Here is a 19,635-nt window from a genome sequence, read left to right on the forward strand (position 1 = left end):
ATAAATATGCATTTGCGAGTAGAGAAAAATGCTTAAAACCTTAAAATATAAAATGAGCCTTAAGGCTTTAACAGCACCTTACCGCTTTTTTCTGACTGCAGTTTTCCATCAACCGCTTTTAAGATATCAGCCAAATCAAACGTCGCTTCCGTTGGCAGTTTTAACTGACCACTGACGGCACGATCAATTAACTCATCAACCAAACGCTGTTTATTCTCAACGCTCATCTCTTGGCTAAGCTTACTGCCCCAAAAGCCTTTTAGTATGGCTTGCTTAAAAATCATATCCGTTGGATTGAGCATCATTGGCTTACCTGACATCGCACCAAATACCGCAAATGTCCCGCCATGACCGAGTAATGATAGTAAAGCACCACTGTCTTCACCGCCGACCGAGTCAACCGCTGCGGTGATTTTGTCATCGCCAATGATAGCTTTTACTTGCTCTTTCCAGTCACTATCTTCGGTATTGATATTGTTCTTCACACCGATAGCTTCTAGCTCTGCTACGGCATCGCTACTGCGTACTACGTTAATAGTTTTTATACCGCGTGCTGCTGCTAGCATGGCAAGTGATTTACCGACTGCGCCATTGGCGGCGTTCTGGATAACCCATTGACCAGCCTGTAATTCTAAGAACTCAAGTAGCATTAAAGCGCTAAGCGGCATGGCAATCAACTGTGCTGCCATTTCATCGTCTAAGCTGTCAGGCATCGGGAATACCATATCTTCCACAGCGACGAAATACTCTGCCCAAGTCGCTTGCACACTGGCTGCTGCGACACGTTGACCAACTTTCAAATTTTTAACATCGCTACCGACAGCATCGATGATACCGACTGCCTCACTACCACCGATGGCAGGCATTTCGGGTTTAAAGCCATATTTACCACGAATGGTTAGTAGATCGTGATTATGAATTGAGGCTAAGATAGTTTTGACGCGGACTTCATTGGCTTTGGGTTCTGGAGTAGGGCGATCGCCGATGCTGAGTACTTCAGTTGGTTTGCCAAAATGGTCATAAGTTGCGCTACGCATGATAAATCCTTTTTCTAATTTTTGAGTGAATAGTTAAAAAATACTAAGCAACAGTAACAAGTCACGTGCGTCTATCGCAATATCAGTTTGGTTAATGAAGGTTATTAGCTAGCAAGCTTCTATTGTTTAAGAAGAGGAATTATCAGCTGATTCGACTTTGCCTTGAATGATCTGAAACCTGCCATCTACCATTTCGGTTAATAACGGCTCACCTTTATCATTCACCCGAAACAGCCCATATTCTGCCACCTCAAAAGCCGCGCCATGACCTTCTTGGAAGAAAAAGGCATTTGTCGCAAGCTGCATTGCGCCGTTACGGATACGATAGTGAATCGTCATCTCATTAGTCGCTAGATTTTTAGGCTGATTAGCCGCTAAGCGCACAAACTGTGCGACTTTATTGTTATCTAAGGCAACTATGACATAGCCCTCTTCACTAGTAGGATAGCTACCGGGGTCTCTATTTAAGGCGGCAAATACGTCACGCTCTAGCGCATAGCTAAGTGTCATATAATCACCCTGCATAAATCCGCGTGGATCAACGGGCGCAAGTGCTAGTAAGACGGTATCACCAGTAGCTAAATGGGTTTCATACTTTGCGATATTCATCGTCATCACGATCAATATCAGTGCTAATCCAAGAAGGGCAATAACAATCGTGACGGCCGGTTTTTGTAGCCAATGGGCACTCGATGCGCCCTTAATCAAGCACTTGGTCAAAATTTTATTGTTCATGACAGCCGCTCCTGATTGTCGTTAGCACTTGGTTTTATATTCGCAAAATGGCCTTTGATAAGCAGCAAGCGCAGCAGTAATAGCGCGATACCGATGACAAGCATGGAAGCGGATTTGACTAGGAGAGTAGTATCGAGCTGATAGTAATACCAAAAGATATAACCAACTAAGGCGATAACGCCCAGTCCTAAGAGTACGCGTTGGCTATTGGCAGTCGCGATAATAATAATTAAACTGGTGGCCAATAAGCCTGAGACATAAATAGATATTATCCCAAGTAGTACAATCGCAGCGCTAATGAGCAGTCCTGCTGCTGATATTAATTTGACGTGATAGCGCTTAAGAATAAGATAAGCGGCATAAAGGCTAGCAAGCGTTAATAGCCCCTGTGCTAGGTAGTAGTTATAGCCAAAGGCTTCTCCATAACTATCGCTATCAAGGTTATCAAAGCTATTGCCATATTCAGTAGCGATAAAATAGACGGAAATAATGAGCAGAACATAGGCGCTTGCATAGCCAATAGCATTGATAATTTCTAGAGCGTTCATTCGCCATTTGGTCGGAATAAAAGCAGCTAGCCTATAGCGTTGTAAATGAGTCACGCTAGTGATTAATGCTAATAATCCTAAGCTTACCTCAGACAAATTATAGTAATTTAACAGGTAAAATAAGCAGCTTAAAGCTAAGGTCGCGCTCAATAAACGATAGATAAAATTGGGTATTACAACAGTCATCGACAGTTGTACAAGTAGCAATAGCACTATATTTAGTGGCTGTGCAATCTCACTCGCCAGTAAAGCATAGGCAATATAACCTTGACCTGCTAGCGTAATTGCAAAGGCTAAGCTATTCCAAAAAGGGCTATGGCGTATGCGCGCGTTATAAAATAAGAATCCGCCAATGACGCTTAATAGTGCGCCAATAATAGATACTGCTATCGTAATATCAAGCAAACCAGTGTTATCTAAAATTAACGTTAAAAACCCTATAAAAAATAGACTGGCTAGAATACCGCTCATACCAAAAAGTAAGCTTATAAACCAAGGGCTGTGCGCTTGAGATGCTGCATTATTTAAAAGCTTATCACTGACATTCTGCGTATCGATGAGTCCCTGCTGTTGTAATAGTAAAAGGTCAGGCTGTTGCTCGTTATAGTTGATATCATTGTTCATCACTGTTCTCCTTAATGATAAAAGAAGCAGTGTCATCGTTCTTTATACGAGCAACTTTACGCAGCCACATAACTGCCGACGAGCTCATGCCAATAAGCAACAAGGCCAATATTAAAAAACCAGCGGCGTCAAAACCATCTAACAGCCATTTACCAGCCCAAAACATCACCACAACAATAATAGAAAACGACAGATAAGTCAGCATCAGCAAATCAATATGGCGCTGATAAAATTGCCAAAACATAAAGCCGCACCAACCTAACCACACTATGATAGCGATGAGCGTTGCCCACATATTGCCACTCTCAAAGACCGTGACAATTGCCAGATGAGTTATAAAAAACGTACTACATAAACCAACGACATAAGTACTCCAGTGCAAGTTGGATTTGGTTTGAGCACTGTTTATTTTAGAGGTATTTAGAAGATACTGAACGTCATTATTGGTTGTATCGGAGATAAGGGCTTTACGGTTAATACGATTGAAGGAATTGCTAGCAGGGGAAGGGTTGTTATTATCGAAGCTAATAAGCCAACTATAAAAGGCAATAAAATTAAATAGCGCAAGGATGGCTACTTGAGAGACGTTTTGCAGGCTATAGTTAATAAATTGTAGATTTTCGACATCTAAATAGAGTGCCAAGCAGGTATTAACTAACCCCAACCAGAGCAGCCACAGCGCAGGGAAACGGCCAATCATGACCCAAGGCGTAATCAGTATTGCCCAACCAAAGAAAAGCTGCCACGTATCAGCACCCGTTTGATAGACCTGCCCAAATAGCGCCAATAAGCTACCGGTAATGATGCTAGCAATGAGCAACAATAACTGCCGAATTAGTTGAAACTGTCGCCTAAAAGACAGGGCTACATAAAGCGCAATGGTAATCACCAACGCTCCTTCAACCAAGGCAAACTTACCTATTTTGCCCATATTTTGCCAGTTATAGGCGATAAAGAACACAAGCGATAATACCAATGCCACCGTGCCAATAATCAGTAGCACTTTATCAAAAAAGTCTAGCCAAGTGCGTTTGCTTGGATAGACTTCTAAGTGTATTGCTGCTGCCTCGGTATTTTTAAGAGGGAGGATATCTTGTTGCAGTAACTGCTCGATAGTACGCCGTGCGTGGCTCATAGTCGCCTCTGATTAAAAACAGTTTGTAGGCTATCTTAGCTGTTTTTACGCCGGCATAATGTACTAAAGTTTATAAGTTACTATCTTTTATAACTTACTAACCTTTATAAAAACTTTAATTAATAAAACTCGATACGGCTTAGCAGGTGCTCTTGAATTAAATAGGCGCAAATATAAGCGCTCGGCCAAGCAACCATAAAGGCATACTTCCACGAGTTAAACAGGGTAATAAAGAAGCCTTCGACAAACCCTACGTTAATCAGTAGCAAGGCCGTCGAGATAATCGTCGACATCATCAGCGCCATTAAAAAGGTGAAAATTAGCCGATAGTATTTGCGCCGCGTGCGTATTCTGACGGTCGGGAACTTTGCCATAATGTTCTGTTGTCCTGCTTGATGAGAGCCACGTTTAACGGGTGTTATAAACGTGATTTTGCGATGAGAGAGGATGATATAAAGCATTGCTCATGCTTAGCGGCGACTATGATAACGCGTGATGACGGCGAGGTAAAACGGTTATTATCAATCATAAAGTTCGCCTTATTATATTGTTATCATTCAGTTTTAATGCTTCGCTGCTATTCAGGCTTATTAAGTGAACTTTAATGCTATTTAAAATAGCTGTATTTAAAATAACCTTCTTTAAAATAACTGTATAAGGATAAAAAATGTCTGCTAATCACAGTAATGCAGCGAAACAATCAGCCAAACAATCCCCGTCCAAAACCTTATCTAAACAAAGAATGCTTGGTATCATCGGTGGCATGAGTTGGGAGAGTACCGAAAGCTATTATCGACTGATAAATGAAGGCATCAAGGCTAAGTTGGGCAATTTGCATTCAGCAGATTTACTGCTTCATAGCGTGGACTTTGCGCCGATTGAGGCACTGCAAGCTACAGGCGCGTGGGATGAAATGGGCGCAATATTAGCCAATAGCGGCAAACGTCTACAAGCGGCTGGCGCGCAAGGTTTACTTATCGCTACTAATACCATGCATAAAGTTGTCGATGATGTCCAAGCCGCGACTAACCTGCCGATTATTCATATTGCCGATGTCACGGCTGCTGCGATTAAGCACCAAGGTCTGACCAAAGTAGCGCTACTTGGGACTCAGTTCACCATGACGCAGGACTTTTATAATCAGCGCTTGATTGATGCAGGCTTGCAAGTGTTGATACCAGAAAATGACGCACGGGCAGAGGTACATCGCATTATTTATGAGGAGCTATGTCAAGGTCAGCTACTTGCTAGCTCACGCCAGTATTATCAGCAAGTGATTCAGGATTTAGCGAATAAAGGTGCAGAGGGCGTCATCTTAGGCTGTACCGAAATTGGACTGCTTATTCAGCAAGCAGACAGCCCCATTCCCGTATTTGATACCACCGCTATTCATGCCGCAGCAGCGGTGAATTTTTTATTAAGTCACTGATTTTAAAAAAGTTGAGCTTAAATCAATTGAACTTACTATCTATAAACCACGCGATGAGCGTTTATGTTTTCTTATCATACGATGTTTCTGTATTCGTCTTTGCAGACGTCGACGCAACCTTGTGACACGGCGTAAAGGGGAAAGTCTCCACACAGTGGTTGGTACAATATCACGAAAAGATGCACTGGTTCCTGTATGCGCGCGAAACTCTTCAGACCTTTGCGCCGCTTCTTCTGCGGGCATGTTTTTACCTTTGCGCCAGCCACCGTACAGATATAATCCCGCGCCCATCAGAGCAGTTGCTACCATACCTGCTGGAAACGACAGCCAAAGCGCATCGGTGCCAAGGAACGGATAAAGCCCGAAAGCAAAGCCAAGACGCACAGGATACATCGAAATTATCATGACAATCAGCGGCCAAATCACATAACCGTTTGCCCGCATAGTGCCAAACAAAACCTGCGCTATCCCAAAGAATATAAAGCCCCATGTCGCCATTAGCTGAATATGACGCCCGATCGGCACCGCTTGACTGTCACTGCCAAGGAAAAGGCCTAGAATGGTTTCATCAAAAACAGTTAGTAGCACAATAATAAATCCGGTCAATATCACGTTGAATATAAGCCCCCAGCGTGTGATACCTGCAACCCTATGCCATTGATTGGCACCGATGTTCTGTGCGACCATCGCGCTGGCCGCGGCACTTAGCGCCATTGCCGGCATCTGCACGTAGGTCCAAAGCTGTTGAGTCGCGCTATAAGCGGCTGTGGTCTGTACGCCTTCACGGTTAATTAGCGACAACATCGTCAACGCCGCTGATGAGATAACGATCATCTGCAGGCCCATTGGCAAACCTTTTGAGAACATCGACTTTAGGATTTCTCGGTTTGCGCGTAAAAAACGCAGCTCAGGCAACTTAAGCGTCAGCACAGAGCCACGTAGGTACATGGTGACGACCATGCCAATAAGTGCTAGCGTGTTTGCGACGGCGGTGGCGAATGCCGAGCCAAATATACCCCATTCGGGAAAGGGGCCTAGTCCCAAAATCAATACCGGCGTCAAAATCACGTCAATCACGACCGATATAATGATAAACCAAAGCGGCGTCGTAGAATCGCCCGTCCCGCGCAGTGCCATCATTATCAGCGTAAAGGTTAAGGTGACAGGCATCGCAATGAAAATCATGCGCAGATAGGTCAAGGCAAGGTCTAGCGCACTTGGTGGCGTGCCAAGTAGATTAAGCAGCATCGGCGCAAATAGCCACCCTACTGCCGACACCAATATACTTATCGGAATAATGCTGCCCAGCGCCGTTCCCATGGTTTTTTTGACCATGGTGTTGTCACGGCTGCCCATGGCCTGACCAATCAAAATAGTAGACGCCATACCGAAACCAAACACGAATGAGATCAGGATAAACATCAAGATGTTGCCGTTTGCTGTGGCTGCCAATGCTTCCTCACCCAAAAATCGACCTACCCAGACGGCATTAATCGAGCCGTTTAATGACTGTAGTGCCGATGAGCCAAGTGTGGGCAATGCAAACAGCAGCATCGTTTTGGCAATTGACCCCTCGGTGAGGTCACGCTGTTTACCAGTAGAGGTATTTATTTTACTCAATGTTGATCCTTTTGCGCTAGACCGTTAATTTGGAGCTGACTAAACGAAAACGCTTATCATAAACCAGAAAGTTTGTGCCGTCTTTATTAGAGCTGTAAACTCTCGGCAACTTTTATAATGACTTGACTGTCATTTTTTATGTGATTGTCATACAGTCTATAAGCGAGGATAATTGTTATTATTGCTTAAACTTAAATAAGCTTGTGCTAGGATTATGCTTTTTAATCTATTCTGCCAGCTTTTAACAAGGATGTTTCGATGCTATTAAAACGCCTGTGCCTTGCCGCGCTTTTTAGTCTTTCAGTCGTCGGCTGTACTACTGCGCCCAATACTTTAGCGGTCAACACTACTCAAAAATTAGTTCAATATGAGCGTAACAAGTCTGATTTAGCCGTCAAAGCGATGACATTAAGCTCTGGTGAAAAAATGGTCTATGCCGAAAATGGCAATGTGGCGGGCGAGCCTTTATTACTCATTCATGGCTTTGGCGGTAATAAAGATAACTTTACTCGTATTGCTCGCCATCTAGAAGGTTATCATCTCATCATTCCTGACCTGCTTGGTTTCGGCGAGTCGAGCAAACCGATGACTGCGGATTATCGCTCGGAGGCGCAGGCCACACGCTTGCACGAGCTATTACAAGCTAAGGGCTTGGCATCCAATATTCATGTCGGCGGTAACTCGATGGGTGGCGCTATCAGTGTCGCTTATGCCGCGAAGTATCCTAAAGAGGTTAAGAGTTTATGGTTGGTCGATAGTGGCGGGTTTTGGTCGGCAGGCATTCACGACTCGCTGAAAAATGCCACGCTTGAGAACAATCCGCTACTGGTGAATAACAAAGAAGATTTCTATAAGATGTATGACTTTGTGATGTCTAAGCCACCTTATATTCCTAAGTCCGTAAAAGCCGTATTTGCGCAAGAGCGTCTTGCCAATCAAGAATTGCATGCCAATATCCTACAGCAAATCGTCACCGACAACGTCGAGGAGCGCGCGAAGACTATCGCTGAATATAAGATTCCAACGCTGGTGGTTTGGGGTGAGGAAGATAAGGTAATTAAGCCTGAAACAGTGACACTAATAAAAGAAATTATTCCGCAGTCACAAGTGATTATGATGCCAGAGATTGGTCATGTGCCAACGATAGAGGCGGTGAAGCAAACGGCTGAGGATTATAAAATGTTTCGTGAAGGGCTTAATAAGTAGTTATTTAGGTTGATAGGTTTGGTTAAAACTAGAAAAGAAACATCAGATAATCTGATGTTTCTTTTTTTGGCTACAAGATTGTAGTAGCGTAGGCTAGGGTAAATTACAACTCTTTTACCAATCGCTCTAGCAGTTCAACCGTGCGCTCGTGTCTGACCAAAGCCACCCCTTGTCCTGCCCATAAAGATTGATATTCAGCATCTAAGTTTTTGGTTGCATGGGTACGCATGAACTTGGTCATGGCATTTAATTGTGGATAAGGCGGCAGCTCATGAGCGCTCTCAAGTTTTGCAAAGTCGCGCAGATAGTCATTTAATAACCCACGTGCCTGCTTCCCTGAAAATAACCGCGTTAAGCGTGTTTCAGAGCTGCGTTTATCTTGGCTGGCATCAAGTAATGCTTGTTTATAAATCTCATTGATACCGCATTTATCTGTGGTCAAAAATGCCGTGCCAATTTGCGCAAGCTCAGCACCAGCTGTTTGTACTGCCTTGATAGCTTGTCCCGTCATAATGCCACCAGCCGCGATTAAAGGAACATCAGTGCAGGCGCGCGTTTGACTAATCAACGTCAATAACCCCAATGGATCGTTTTCACTTTGCGGCAACCAACCACCGCGATGCCCGCCAGCTTCTACCCCTTGTACACAAACCGCATCTGCGCCAATATCTGCCCATGCTTTTGCTTCTAATGGGTGATTGGCAGTACCGATGACGCGTGTACCTAGACTCTGCAAATGCTGAACTTGTTCAGCGCTGATAATGCCAAAGGTAAAGCTGGCAACAGGAACAGGATTGTCATAGAGCACTTGTAGCTGGTCTGCAAACTTTAGTGCTGGGCGTTCAGGTAACGCGACTTCGATGTTTTCCTTTTGATAATACTCGCTTAACCAAGTAGGAATTTCGCTGTCCAAAGCATTAGACTCATGCTCAGATAACATCATCAAATTGATCATAAAAGGACGATTGGTGAGCGATTTAATGGTATTAATTTCACTGTTTAAAACGTCTGGCGCCGTCATGCCAGACCCCAATGACCCTAATCCACCGAAGTTACTGACCGTCGCTGCCAGCTCAGGTGTGGTTGCTCCTGCCATCGGTGCTTGCACAATAGGATAGGTTAAATCAAGGTTCGTAAGTAAGGTCATGACGGGTTTCCTTTTTATTTTATGAGGAGATTTGCATGACTTACTTTAGCAAAGCTGAAAGGAGTACGTGTTAGATAATGTGTATTTAGTTGCTGAATAGGAAGGGTGGGTTGTGACTAAAAGGCTGTTATTAATATTTATATTCAAGGTTGAAATAAAGTCGAAAACCTAGTATTTAACATAAAAAAATAGGTCAGCACTTAAACTATCAAGAAGATAATTAAGAATACTCACCCATTTTCATAACAACGCTGCTTAAGCTTTAGTTCAACTGCAAAGAACCTTTGGCATTCATTAGCAGCTCAACTACGTCATCACCACTGATGACCGTGAAGCGCTTATCAATGGCTGATTCTTCTACGCCATTGTGTTTCATACAAGCGCCGCAGACCAATACCTGGCCACCTTTTTCGATAAAGGCTTCTAGTAATTCTCCTGCAGGTTCAAATGGCGCGCCAATATTAACGTCATCTAATGCATTTGGTAATGCCAAATGTACCGCATCTACCATCAAAATCACCGATGCAGAGTGACCTTTTTTAAGCGCCACACCTGCCATGGTAAAGGCTAAGGTGATTTTGCTTGGGTTTGAGTCACTGTTATCAAAGAGCGTACCGACATAATCCGTATTATTAACCATATTATTTTCCTTATTAGACTGTTTTTAACTAGCTTATTTTTAATTAGACTGTTTTCTAATTAAAGAGTATTCAGTTGAGTATGGAGCTCACTACCATCCTAACATTGATTATATGTATTTATATAATGTCTTGTTAGAAAATAGTAGCTATACAGTAGTTATAAGGTTACTTAGTTATGAATATCCGCTTGTGACTTACGAACACTGTTGAATAATTGGTTTTAAGCTTGCGGCGGCCACGGACGATCAGCGTCACTGACTATCCACTCTGCTACATATCCAGTCGGCGGCAGCTCCCAATCTGCTTGGTCTAGAGCTGATAATACTTGTGCGGTCTCGATGACCTTACCGCCTTTGGTGACGCCTGTACGTAATAGTGCCGACGAGCAAGGCTGGCCCTTTACCCACATCGATTGCTCGATATATATCCAGCGCTCATCGAAGCCTGAGATTTTGGTCTTCATGGTAACTTTATCAAAAGCGCGAATGCGTTTGCGATATTGGATGGTACTACCAGCGACGACCAAACCCCAACGCTGCTTTAGCAGTTGTCTGCCAAGTCCGCTTCGTACCGCAAAGTCAGTACGCCCCAAATCATAAAGGGTCAGCACGCGTCCATTATTCATCTCTAAGAAGTTATCAATGTCCGTCAGACGACAGCGAAAGGTAATCTCACTGGTTTCTTTAAACGTTAAAGTATTGCCTTTTTTTACTTGCAGCGCAGCATGGGCGATGGTGCTGGCATAACGGATAAATGGATACATAGCACAGTCTCAAAAGGTTAAAGTTTAAATAGTAGGGTTGAGATTTGTCAGATTATCAATCGTTATTATAAGTCTTAGAGGCTACACCAATATGCTTAAAATAAGCACTGACGGTTTCGGGTATCCAATTGATATCGAATTTTGAGCTTTTTACTTTTTTACCATTGCTGCCCGCCTGCTTGGTTTTAGCCTTATTATTAGTTGATTGGGCGTTTTTTGCCTGACTGTCTGAGCGATAGCGCAGATAACCGATATGGCCACCGTGTTCGGTGTCTAAAATGGTGACACTGTCCGAGACATCATTTGGCGTGGCGGTAAAACCAATAAAAGGATCGTCTTTGGCGCTAATGAGTAGTAGCGGGCGCGTGACATTCCTTAGATATGGCAGGGCAGAGGAGGAGTGATAATAGTCATTTTTGGAGCGATAGCCATGACGTGGCGCGGTAAAAATATCATCAAAATCACTGATACGGTTGGCCGCTTTAATAGAGTTGATTTCATCTTGGCTTAAGTCATTGGCCAACGCTTTTTTGATAATGGGATTGAGCAAATACGGCGTATAGATGCGATGGCTCAAAAAGCTGTGCATGGTAATGGCAGCTGACGACATATCAACGGGTGCGGAAATCACGGCTGCACCCTCGCACAGCGCTTTATCGCCATATTCGCCCATATATTTTGCCAACGCATTGCCACCAAGTGACACGCCTACCGCATAAATATGCGCGTAATTTTCGCGCAAGTTTTCTAACATATGATGCACCTCGCCCGTGTCACCAGCGTTATAAAATACGCGCCCGTTAGCAGGAATGCCACCACAACTGCGGAAGTGCGCCACGACAAAATGCCACCCTTGCGCGTGCATTTGATACGCCAAGGCACGGGCATAATGACTGTCGCTGCTGCCTTCCATGCCATGAAATAGTACGATTAATGGCGTTTGCTCAAGCTCGCCGTTTTCTACATATTGTAGAGAATGGGCATCATAAAAGTCATAAGCGATATCGGTTTCACCTAGGGAGTCCTGCTTAATCACGCGGCGGTAGCTCGGTGTCTTAGGCGCAAAAAACTTCGGTAAGATGCTTTGCAAATGTGGATTGCTCAGCCAAAAAGGTGGTTTAAAAGGGGCGGGAGAGAAAGGTTTGGTCGGTTTTGAAGTTGGCATAGGTCAGTCTTATATGAGTTGTTATAAAAAACAGTGACTTATCATACCGACTGACAAGGTTAAAACCAATGATTTTCAGTGAACGCATGGTTACTCAAAACGGTGTTAATAAAAATACTGTTATTCAAAATAGTTCATTAAAAACAGCTAATCAAAAATACGCATTTCTTACGGCTTATCCAAGACACGCCCATCCATTGCCAGACGTTCTTTCAAACTGTCAATATCTGCCTCAGCGAGCGTCACGGTTAATATCACTTGCTTACTATAAGTCACGTCATCGATACTGCCATTTAAACTTTCTACTACATAACGGCACTGCGCTTCAGTGGCAAATTCTGCCAATATTTGTACTTGTATCATCGGCACATACGGTAGCAATATCATTTCATCAACGGCCGCTTGCGCTGAGCCGGCATAAGCGCGAGTGAGACCACCTGCGCCGAGTTTGATACCACCAAAGTAACGCACCACGATGATAATGACGTTGCCGATAGATTTATGCTGCAAGACATTTAATATCGGTCGTCCTGCAGTACCGTTCGGTTCGCCATCATCATCAAAGCCCGCGCTGGTGGTGTTATTGGGGTCACCAATGATATATGCCCAGCAGTGATGTCGAGCATCGGCATATTGCTGACGCAGTTGTTCCACGTGAAACATAGCTTGCTCACGTGAGGTAACTGGATAAGCGTAAGCAATAAAGTCAGATTTTTTAATTTCTAGACGAGCGGTGACCGCACGTTTTAGCGTTTGATAGCTCATATTTCATCAGGCTTAGGTTGGATATGGTAAACTGGTCTAACTTTCACTGTCGTCCGTATTTGGCGCAGTGTTCATTAATTTTTTATTATAGTACCATTTCTAACCAGTGAAGATAACGAGCAGGTCATGCCTGAATGAGAATGACGTTGGCGACTGGTTTAGGGTGGGTCACATAAAACGGATGGTAGTAAATAGTATGCGTCTAGATAAATTTCTGAGTAAAGCCACTGAGCTGTCGCGTAAAGAATCAAAAAAGATTCTGCACGCGGGTGAAGTGACGGTAAATGAGACTGTGGTCAAAGACCCTGGGTTGCACGTCGATATCGTCAACGACGAAGTGACGTGGGCAGGCGAGCCATTGTCGGTTGCGGCTGGCAATCGTTATATCCTCCTGCATAAGCCTGAAGGTTTTGAATGTACCTTAAAGGTTAAAGAACATCCTATCGTCACTGAGCTGATTGCTGTACCGGAGCTTGGCAGCTTACGTATTGCTGGTCGCCTCGATGTCGATACTACAGGTGCGTTGCTTATCAGTGATGATGGCAAATGGTTGCACCGTGTCACCAGCCCTAAACATGAGCATGCCAAAATTTATGAGCTGACACTAGCTGAAGCGATGGATAGCGATGCTCAAGCCAATGCTGTCAAAGAAGTGGCTGAAGGTATCTTGTTAGAAGGTGAGCACGAAGAAACCAAGCCTGCGATTCTTGAATTTATCGATGAAACCCATGCGCGTCTAACCTTAGAGCAGGGTAAATACCATCAAGTAAAACGTATGATGGGTTACTTTGGTAATAGAGTTACCGAGCTGCATCGTGCCAGTATTGGTCATATCACTTTAGACGGTTTGGATAAAGGTGACAGCCGTTTCTTAACGCCAGAAGAAGTGGCTAAATTCTAGGTTTAAGCTTTGTTAAATCTTAAAATGAACGATTAAAATATTTTTCCAAAATGAGCAGCCACTGAAAAGTGTGCTGCTTTTTTCTGCTTGTTGTTTGCCGTGGTTATTTCTGTGAGCTGTCTGTGTTGCCTATCTCTTAAAGCTCAGTAGCAGTTTTGCAAAATTGACGGCTTAAGACTTTGCAAAATCATCCCATGTGCTACAGTCTGTTTATTATTTTTAATCTATGTTTTTACATAATATGGTTGTCTTGATTAATAATGGGAGTTTTAAAATCCTTACTATTAAACACAACTATTATTAAAAACCAATAGGACTGTCTCTGTGAAATTACCTGTATTAAAATCTGCCAGCTTAATCAGCGCCATATTGCTGACGACCACCGCCTGTGCGCAGCCAAGCGCTACTGATGCTATCAAGAAAACTACCAGCCAAGCGCCTCAGAATGCCCAAGCGGCTGGCAGCATAACCAAGTCTGTCGATAGTCAATTACGTCAACTACTGACTCAAGCCGGCATAAAAACGCAAATTACTTCTATCGTAGTATCTAAACTGCCCAATATGTATCAGGTGAATTTGGCCGGACAGCCGCCGCTGCATATTACCGAAGATGGTAAATATGTCATTCAAGGCGAGCTGCAAAAGAACCCAAGCAAGCGTGTAGTGACTAAGACTGCAGCACGTAGCAGCAGTGCACAAGTCGGCAAGCCTGTCAGTGACAGCGTAAAATCTGCCATCTTAGCCAATATGGATGCGCTGAAAAACATGAGTGCTAAAACACCGTTCTTTTATACCGCAGTACCGGGCGTCATTTGGGGCGCAACATTGGAAGGCGTGCCTTTTTTATTATCAGATGATGCGCAGCATATTACCGATGGCGAGATATCAGTGATTGAAAATGGTCAGTTTATTGGGCTCGATCAAGAGTTCGAAAAGCGCAAAAATCAGTCTGTATTTGCAACATTAGATGAAAGCCAGCTGATTAATTATCCAGCGACTGGTCCTGAAAAAGCGGTCATTTATGTGGCCAATGATGTCAATTGCCCTTACTGCCGTCGCTTGCATCAACAGCTGCCCATGCTTAATGCCAAAGGTGTAACGGTGAAAACCATTGGTTATCCGATATATGAGCAGTCACCTAAGCAAATGCGCGCTATTTGGTGTCAAGGCAGTGAAGACAGTCGTCGCAGCGCTTTTGACAAGGCAATGTTAAAGGGGGAAATGACTCCTGCACCAGCAAGTTGTAACGTCGACTATGTGACCCCTAACCGTGAAAAAGCGGCCGGGCTTGCGGTAATGGCAACGCCTGCTATTTATCGTGAAGATGGTGTGCTGTATCAAGCAAGCTTTGATAGCCCTGAGTTTTTAGAGTTTTTGGGTGTAGAGTAGTTAGTGTTAACTATTTTAAGTCTATGAGATAAAGTGTTTAATAAAAATAACTCATAAAAAAACTGCCTTATGAACTTAGCTCATAGGGTAGTTTTTTTTATTGCAATTAATAATTGGTTCTAGCCAACCTATTGCGGCAAGACGATATCAACGATTTTCCAATTTATCAAACCATCTCGCTGCATCTCTATAGTAAGCGGATAACCTTTAACCTGACCGCTGATAGTAAAGCAATTAATACCGCAATAGCTCAGTGTTGGCTTATCGCTATCGGTACCTTGCGCTGCTTGTTGTTCCAGTTCCGCCGCTTGCTTTTGCATGATTTGCTGCATCTGATTTTTAACGACTGCATTGATGTCGCCGCGATTGATGATTAAGTTTTGAATCAGGTTTTTTAAATCGACTTGATTGCTGGCGATTGCCCATGCGGCGGCAAGCTCCTTGGTCGCGGTATTGGCTTGACCTTGGGTATTAATCAGTTTTTCGATATTTTGCGCGGTAATGGCACCATCAACTGCTTGAGTGATAAAGCCGTTGGCCGCTTCCGTTAATGGTGCGCCGCCAAGTTCGGCGACCAATGGATATTTGGTCATGGTTACCGCAAACTGGCTGGTCAGCTGATTTTGGATACTTGGACGTACCTGTTCATAGTCAATCGCCGCCGCGATAGTCGCACCATCTTTGGCATCATAAGCATTTTTCAGCTGATACGCGCTGTAATAAGGCGAGCCGCCATAGACAGCGACTGCAATAATAATCAATAGAAGAATCAGCTTTTTCATAAAAAGTGCTACCTTAGCGCAAACGGAATGGCGATAAATCTTAAAAATAGGATCTAAAACCCCATCAATATGGCGCTAAATATTAGCATGGCCAGCCTTTATAAAGGTATAAAAACCTTTGCTCAATTCTTAATAAAACCTTTTTTTGAGGGCTTAAGTCCTCATAAGTCAGAATTTCAGCATCCAAGCGCTTGATAAATCATGTTGGCATCTCCATAAATAGCGCAAACTTTTAATAAATTGATTTGGCTAAGCAGCATCCCGCCGTATTCGCTTGCAAGATTCATAAATCATCCTCTTTGCCGCCACGTATTTCGCTATGTTTCATGTGAAACCTTTTAGTGCGAGTGTAGGCAGAATTATAAGTAGGGTGATTAACTCGGGTTGATGAATCGACCGACCGGTGGACTGTGAAGACGATAGGAGAGCCCATGAGTAAGCGCGATTTTTATGAAGTATTAGGTGTCAGTAAGACTGCCGATAGCAAGGAAATTAAGCGAGCCTACCGCAAGCTGGCCATGAAATACCATCCAGACCGTAACTCTGAAGATCCTGATGCTGAAGATAAATTTAAAGAAGCATCGATGGCTTATGAGGTGTTGAGCAACGAAGAAAAACGCTCAGCTTATGACCGTATGGGTCATTCTGCGTTTGAAAACGGTATGGGCGGCGGTTTCGGCGGCGGCGGTGGCAACTTCCAAGATATCTTTGGCGATATCTTTGGCAACTTTGGCGATATTTTCGGTCAGTCGCGTGGTGGCGGTGGACGTTCGCGCCGCGGCTCAGACCTACGTTATGTGATTGAGCTGACCCTAGAAGAAGCGGTACGTGGCTGTAAGAAAGAAATCAGCTTCACGGCTCCTGCGCCTTGCGACACCTGTGATGGTAAAGGCGCCAAAGATGCCTCTGATATCGTGACTTGTCAGACCTGTCATGGTCAGGGTCAAGTACGTATGCAGCAAGGCTTCTTTGCCGTTCAACAGGCCTGCCCGCATTGTGGCGGCACAGGTAAACAAATCAAAAACCCTTGTTCTGACTGTCATGGTAATGGCGTCAAAGACAAATCACGTACGCTTGAAGTATCTATCCCATCGGGCGTCGATGATGGCGACCGCGTACGTTTAGCAGGTGAAGGCGAGGCAGGTGGCGCTGGTGTACAAAACGGCGATTTATACGTCGAAGTACGCGTGAAACCGCATGATGTCTTTACCCGTCAAGGCGCCGACCTCTATATGGATGTGCCAGTGAGCATAACCGACGCGGCACTTGGTAAAGAAGTTGAAATCCCAACCTTAGATGGCAAAGTAAAAATCAAGGTTGCCGAAGGTACGCAAAGTGGTAAGTTATTGCGTGTACGCGGTAAAGGGGTGACGCCAGTACGCACCACGATGAAAGGTGATTTGATTTGCCGTGTGGTCATCGAGACCCCAGTGAACCTAACTCGCGAGCAAAAAGACTTGTTACGTCAATTCCAAGATACATTGGACGGTGATAGCAAGCATCAGCAGTCACCACATAAGAAGTCATTCTTTAAAAAGATTGGCGATTTATTTGATTAATCCTATTTATTGCTCAGAAGCTATATTTAAATCATGTAGCTAAAATAAGCATTTCAGATAAATATTTAAGCTAGCCCAAAGGTTTCATGTGAAACCTTTGGGCTTTTTATTGAGCGTATTAAAAGCCACGCACGCAGTGATATTTGCTAAACTTACGATAAATATTATGCAAAAATCAGCTTATTAAAAATAAAATATTTAGGACAAAGATATGAGTCAACAAGCAAAAGAACACGGTATTAAAGTCGGCGTGATTGGGGCAGGCGGTCGTATGGGACGTATGCTCATCGAAGCAGTACAGGACAATCTGCAAACGACACTAAATGCCGCGATTGAGCGTCAGGGTTCAAGCTTGGTTGGTGCAGATGCTGGCGAAGTCGCAGCTATCGGACGCTTGGATGTGCAAATTGTTGATGACCTAGAAGCAGTCATTAGTGACATTGATGTGCTCATTGATTTTAGTTTACCTGATGCGACCGAACAAAATATGCAAATCTGCGCGGCGAATAATGTTGCGATGGTGATTGGCACAACAGGTTTTAATGAGCAACAAGAGAAAGTATTAAAAGAGGCAAGTAAGCAAATCGCTATCATCTATGCAGGTAATTATTCAACTGGCGTTAACTTATCATTAAAGTTGCTCGGTATGGCGGCAAAAGCCTTTGGCACTGATGCCGATGTAGAAGTCATCGAAGCGCATCATAAGCATAAAATTGATGCGCCATCGGGTACGGCTTATATGATGGCAGAAGCCGTCGCAGAAGCGCGCGGACAGAACCTAAAAGATGTTGCCGTTTATGGCCGTGAAGGGCAAACTGGCGCGCGCGAAGCAGGTACCATTGGTATTCATGCGATTCGTGGTGGTGAAATCATCGGCGATCATACCGTAATGTTTATTGCAGATGGTGAAGTGGTTGAAATTACCCATCGTGCGCGTGCGCGTATGACCTTTGCAGCTGGTGCGGTACGTGCGGCAACTTGGGTTATTAAGCAGGAAGTTGGTCAATATAATATGCAGGACGTTTTAGGCTTAAATGACTAGTTTCTAAATGTAGGTTTTAAACAAGCAAGATTTGAATTACTAAGTTTTTTTGTTTGTTGCCTAATGGCTGCTTGATATGGCTTTTAATAGCGTTTAACTATTGCTAGAGGTCAGTTATGAATAAGTTTAGTGAAAATATAATAGCGAGTTTTGGTCGCACGGTGACTATACTTAACACTTTTAAAAATATAAAAACTGCCAAAACCATAAGTTATGCGCGCCCGATAGCATTTACCCTAAGTTTGGCCGTAATGCCAATAGTGGTACAAGCAGCTGCTTATCAGACCTATGTCATTCATACCTATGGCGGTGAATCCTTATTACCAGCCGTTCGTCAGCAATTAAATGCCAGTCGCGACGGCGGCACGGTGTCGATTTATCAAGATAAGCTCGTGTTGCATACCACTGCTGCTAACTATCAAACCGTACAACAATTACTTAGTCAAATTGACGGTCAGCCACAGGCACTAACTGTTGCTGTGCGTGTGGGTAATAATAGTCAATCCCAAGGCAATATCCAGCAAGGTCAGGTCATTATTAGCAATCGCGGTATTCAAGGTGCAGGCATGATTAACCAGCGTAACAGTCAGCAGCAAGGCAATAATTTATATCAAGTACAAACGTTGTCTGGCAGTGCAGCAAGTATCAGCACAGGCACGCTGTATTCGCTGAATCAAACCTATATTGCTAATAGCTATCCGACCTATCCAGCTTATAACCGCCCAACTGGACAAATCATTATTCAGCAGCAAGTATTATTACCAACGACGCAAGGCATTGCTGTAACGCCAAAGTTATTGCCAAACGGGCAGGTCGAAGTACGACTAACCCAAGTAGAAGAGCAGCTCGTGCGCGCTAATCCTTCTTATAATCGCTACGGCTATCATACTAACAGTAGCGTGCAAGGCCAAAGATTGAATAGCACCATTGTCGTACCACGCGGGCAGTGGGTTAATATTGGACAAATCTCGCAGAATAATCAAACCCAAAGCTCAGGTTATGGTAGTAATCGAGTTATTCGTAGCAGCAATAGCGTGCCTATTTCGCTCTTAGTGCAGTAGTTGGTTCTTACTAACGCCACCTCGCTGGATATATTGAAATAGACACAAAAAAGCGCGGCACTGCTTACACAGTATCGCGCTTTTTA

General features: G+C 43.9%; 19 protein-coding genes. 7 read left to right on the forward strand and 12 right to left on the reverse strand.

Going from position 1 to position 19,635, the window contains the following annotated elements; genetic code table 11:
* Nucleotides 1-59: 59 nt before the first annotated feature.
* The 5 genes from FHS24_RS04765 to FHS24_RS04785 all read right to left on the reverse strand — a co-directional run bounded on the left by FHS24_RS04765 (nt 60) and on the right by FHS24_RS04785 (nt 4,453).
* Nucleotides 60-1,037 carry a zinc-binding dehydrogenase gene (locus FHS24_RS04765; protein WP_183619309.1) on the reverse strand — a complete coding sequence of 326 codons (978 nt, stop codon included), beginning with the start codon at nt 1,035-1,037 and terminating at the stop codon, nt 60-62.
* 126 nt (nt 1,038-1,163) lie between these two features.
* The gene (locus FHS24_RS04770) at nt 1,164-1,772 is read right to left on the reverse strand and encodes a GDYXXLXY domain-containing protein (RefSeq protein WP_183619311.1); all 609 of its coding nucleotides are present in this window, start codon (nt 1,770-1,772) and stop codon (nt 1,164-1,166) included.
* Complete coding sequence (locus FHS24_RS04775) at nt 1,769-2,944, reverse strand: DUF4401 domain-containing protein (protein WP_183619313.1); 1,176 nt, start codon at nt 2,942-2,944, stop codon at nt 1,769-1,771. The genes FHS24_RS04770 and FHS24_RS04775 overlap by 4 nt, the downstream gene beginning before the upstream one ends.
* Nucleotides 2,934-4,079, reverse strand: a complete 1,146-nt coding sequence (locus tag FHS24_RS04780) for a DUF2157 domain-containing protein (RefSeq protein WP_183619315.1) — start codon at nt 4,077-4,079, stop codon at nt 2,934-2,936. The genes FHS24_RS04775 and FHS24_RS04780 overlap by 11 nt, the downstream gene beginning before the upstream one ends.
* 119 nt (nt 4,080-4,198) lie before the next feature.
* Nucleotides 4,199-4,453: a DUF2798 domain-containing protein gene (locus FHS24_RS04785; RefSeq protein WP_183619317.1), complete on the reverse strand. Its 255-nt coding sequence runs from the start codon at nt 4,451-4,453 to the stop codon at nt 4,199-4,201.
* 368 nt (nt 4,454-4,821) lie between these two features.
* Between FHS24_RS04785 and FHS24_RS04790 the strand changes: the two genes are divergently transcribed.
* Entirely contained in the window at nt 4,822-5,508 is a 687-nt protein-coding gene (locus FHS24_RS04790) for an aspartate/glutamate racemase family protein (RefSeq protein ID WP_183620046.1), read from the forward strand.
* 39 nt (nt 5,509-5,547) lie between these two features.
* Here FHS24_RS04790 and FHS24_RS04795 read toward each other — a convergent pair whose 3' ends face one another.
* A complete protein-coding gene (locus FHS24_RS04795) occupies nt 5,548-7,128 on the reverse strand; it encodes an MATE family efflux transporter (RefSeq protein WP_183619319.1) in 1,581 nt (526 codons plus the stop codon).
* A 258-nt stretch (nt 7,129-7,386) separates the two neighbouring features.
* Here FHS24_RS04795 and FHS24_RS04800 point away from each other — a divergent pair, with 258 nt between their 5' ends.
* Entirely contained in the window at nt 7,387-8,334 is a 948-nt protein-coding gene (locus FHS24_RS04800; protein WP_183619321.1) for an alpha/beta hydrolase, read from the forward strand.
* A 103-nt stretch (nt 8,335-8,437) separates the two neighbouring features.
* On the opposite strand, the gene FHS24_RS04805 is transcribed toward FHS24_RS04800, so the two are convergent.
* The 5 genes from FHS24_RS04805 to FHS24_RS04825 all read right to left on the reverse strand — a co-directional run bounded on the left by FHS24_RS04805 (nt 8,438) and on the right by FHS24_RS04825 (nt 12,815).
* Nucleotides 8,438-9,481, reverse strand: coding sequence for an NAD(P)H-dependent flavin oxidoreductase (locus FHS24_RS04805; RefSeq protein ID WP_183619323.1), 1,044 nt, complete (start codon nt 9,479-9,481; stop codon nt 8,438-8,440).
* Between the two features lie 262 nt (nt 9,482-9,743).
* The gene (locus FHS24_RS04810) at nt 9,744-10,121 is read right to left on the reverse strand and encodes a DsrE family protein (protein WP_183619325.1); all 378 of its coding nucleotides are present in this window, start codon (nt 10,119-10,121) and stop codon (nt 9,744-9,746) included.
* A gap of 221 nt (nt 10,122-10,342) precedes the next feature.
* Nucleotides 10,343-10,885, reverse strand: a complete 543-nt coding sequence (locus FHS24_RS04815) for an acyl-CoA thioesterase (protein ID WP_183619327.1) — start codon at nt 10,883-10,885, stop codon at nt 10,343-10,345.
* A gap of 55 nt (nt 10,886-10,940) precedes the next feature.
* A complete protein-coding gene (locus FHS24_RS04820) occupies nt 10,941-12,050 on the reverse strand; it encodes a YheT family hydrolase (protein ID WP_183619329.1) in 1,110 nt (369 codons plus the stop codon).
* Nucleotides 12,051-12,218: 168 nt separating this feature from the next.
* Nucleotides 12,219-12,815 (reverse strand): YigZ family protein, encoded by a 597-nt coding sequence (locus tag FHS24_RS04825; protein ID WP_183619331.1) that lies wholly within the window; start codon nt 12,813-12,815, stop codon nt 12,219-12,221.
* 196 nt (nt 12,816-13,011) lie between these two features.
* On the opposite strand from FHS24_RS04825, the gene FHS24_RS04830 reads away from it, so the two are divergent.
* Both FHS24_RS04830 and FHS24_RS04835 read left to right on the forward strand, forming a co-directional pair.
* Nucleotides 13,012-13,716 carry a pseudouridine synthase gene (locus FHS24_RS04830; protein WP_183619333.1) on the forward strand — a complete coding sequence of 235 codons (705 nt, stop codon included), beginning with the start codon at nt 13,012-13,014 and terminating at the stop codon, nt 13,714-13,716.
* Nucleotides 13,717-14,040: 324 nt separating this feature from the next.
* Nucleotides 14,041-15,105, forward strand: coding sequence for a disulfide isomerase DsbC N-terminal domain-containing protein (locus tag FHS24_RS04835; RefSeq protein ID WP_183619335.1), 1,065 nt, complete (start codon nt 14,041-14,043; stop codon nt 15,103-15,105).
* A gap of 128 nt (nt 15,106-15,233) precedes the next feature.
* Here FHS24_RS04835 and FHS24_RS04840 read toward each other — a convergent pair whose 3' ends face one another.
* Nucleotides 15,234-15,887 carry a DUF2939 domain-containing protein gene (locus FHS24_RS04840; RefSeq protein ID WP_183619337.1) on the reverse strand — a complete coding sequence of 218 codons (654 nt, stop codon included), beginning with the start codon at nt 15,885-15,887 and terminating at the stop codon, nt 15,234-15,236.
* Between the two features lie 431 nt (nt 15,888-16,318).
* On the opposite strand from FHS24_RS04840, the gene dnaJ reads away from it, so the two are divergent.
* The 3 genes from dnaJ to FHS24_RS04855 all read left to right on the forward strand — a co-directional run bounded on the left by dnaJ (nt 16,319) and on the right by FHS24_RS04855 (nt 19,549).
* Nucleotides 16,319-17,446, forward strand: coding sequence for a molecular chaperone DnaJ (gene dnaJ, locus FHS24_RS04845; protein WP_183619338.1), 1,128 nt, complete (start codon nt 16,319-16,321; stop codon nt 17,444-17,446).
* Between the two features lie 211 nt (nt 17,447-17,657).
* Nucleotides 17,658-18,488 carry a 4-hydroxy-tetrahydrodipicolinate reductase gene (gene dapB / locus FHS24_RS04850; protein WP_183619339.1) on the forward strand — a complete coding sequence of 277 codons (831 nt, stop codon included), beginning with the start codon at nt 17,658-17,660 and terminating at the stop codon, nt 18,486-18,488.
* Nucleotides 18,489-18,604: 116 nt separating this feature from the next.
* Nucleotides 18,605-19,549 carry a hypothetical protein gene (locus FHS24_RS04855; RefSeq protein ID WP_183619340.1) on the forward strand — a complete coding sequence of 315 codons (945 nt, stop codon included), beginning with the start codon at nt 18,605-18,607 and terminating at the stop codon, nt 19,547-19,549.
* Nucleotides 19,550-19,635: the final 86 nt, after the last annotated feature.

The sequence above is a fragment of the Psychrobacter luti genome (assembly GCF_014192115.1).
In the GTDB taxonomy this organism is placed as follows: Bacteria; Pseudomonadota; Gammaproteobacteria; order Pseudomonadales; family Moraxellaceae; genus Psychrobacter; species Psychrobacter luti.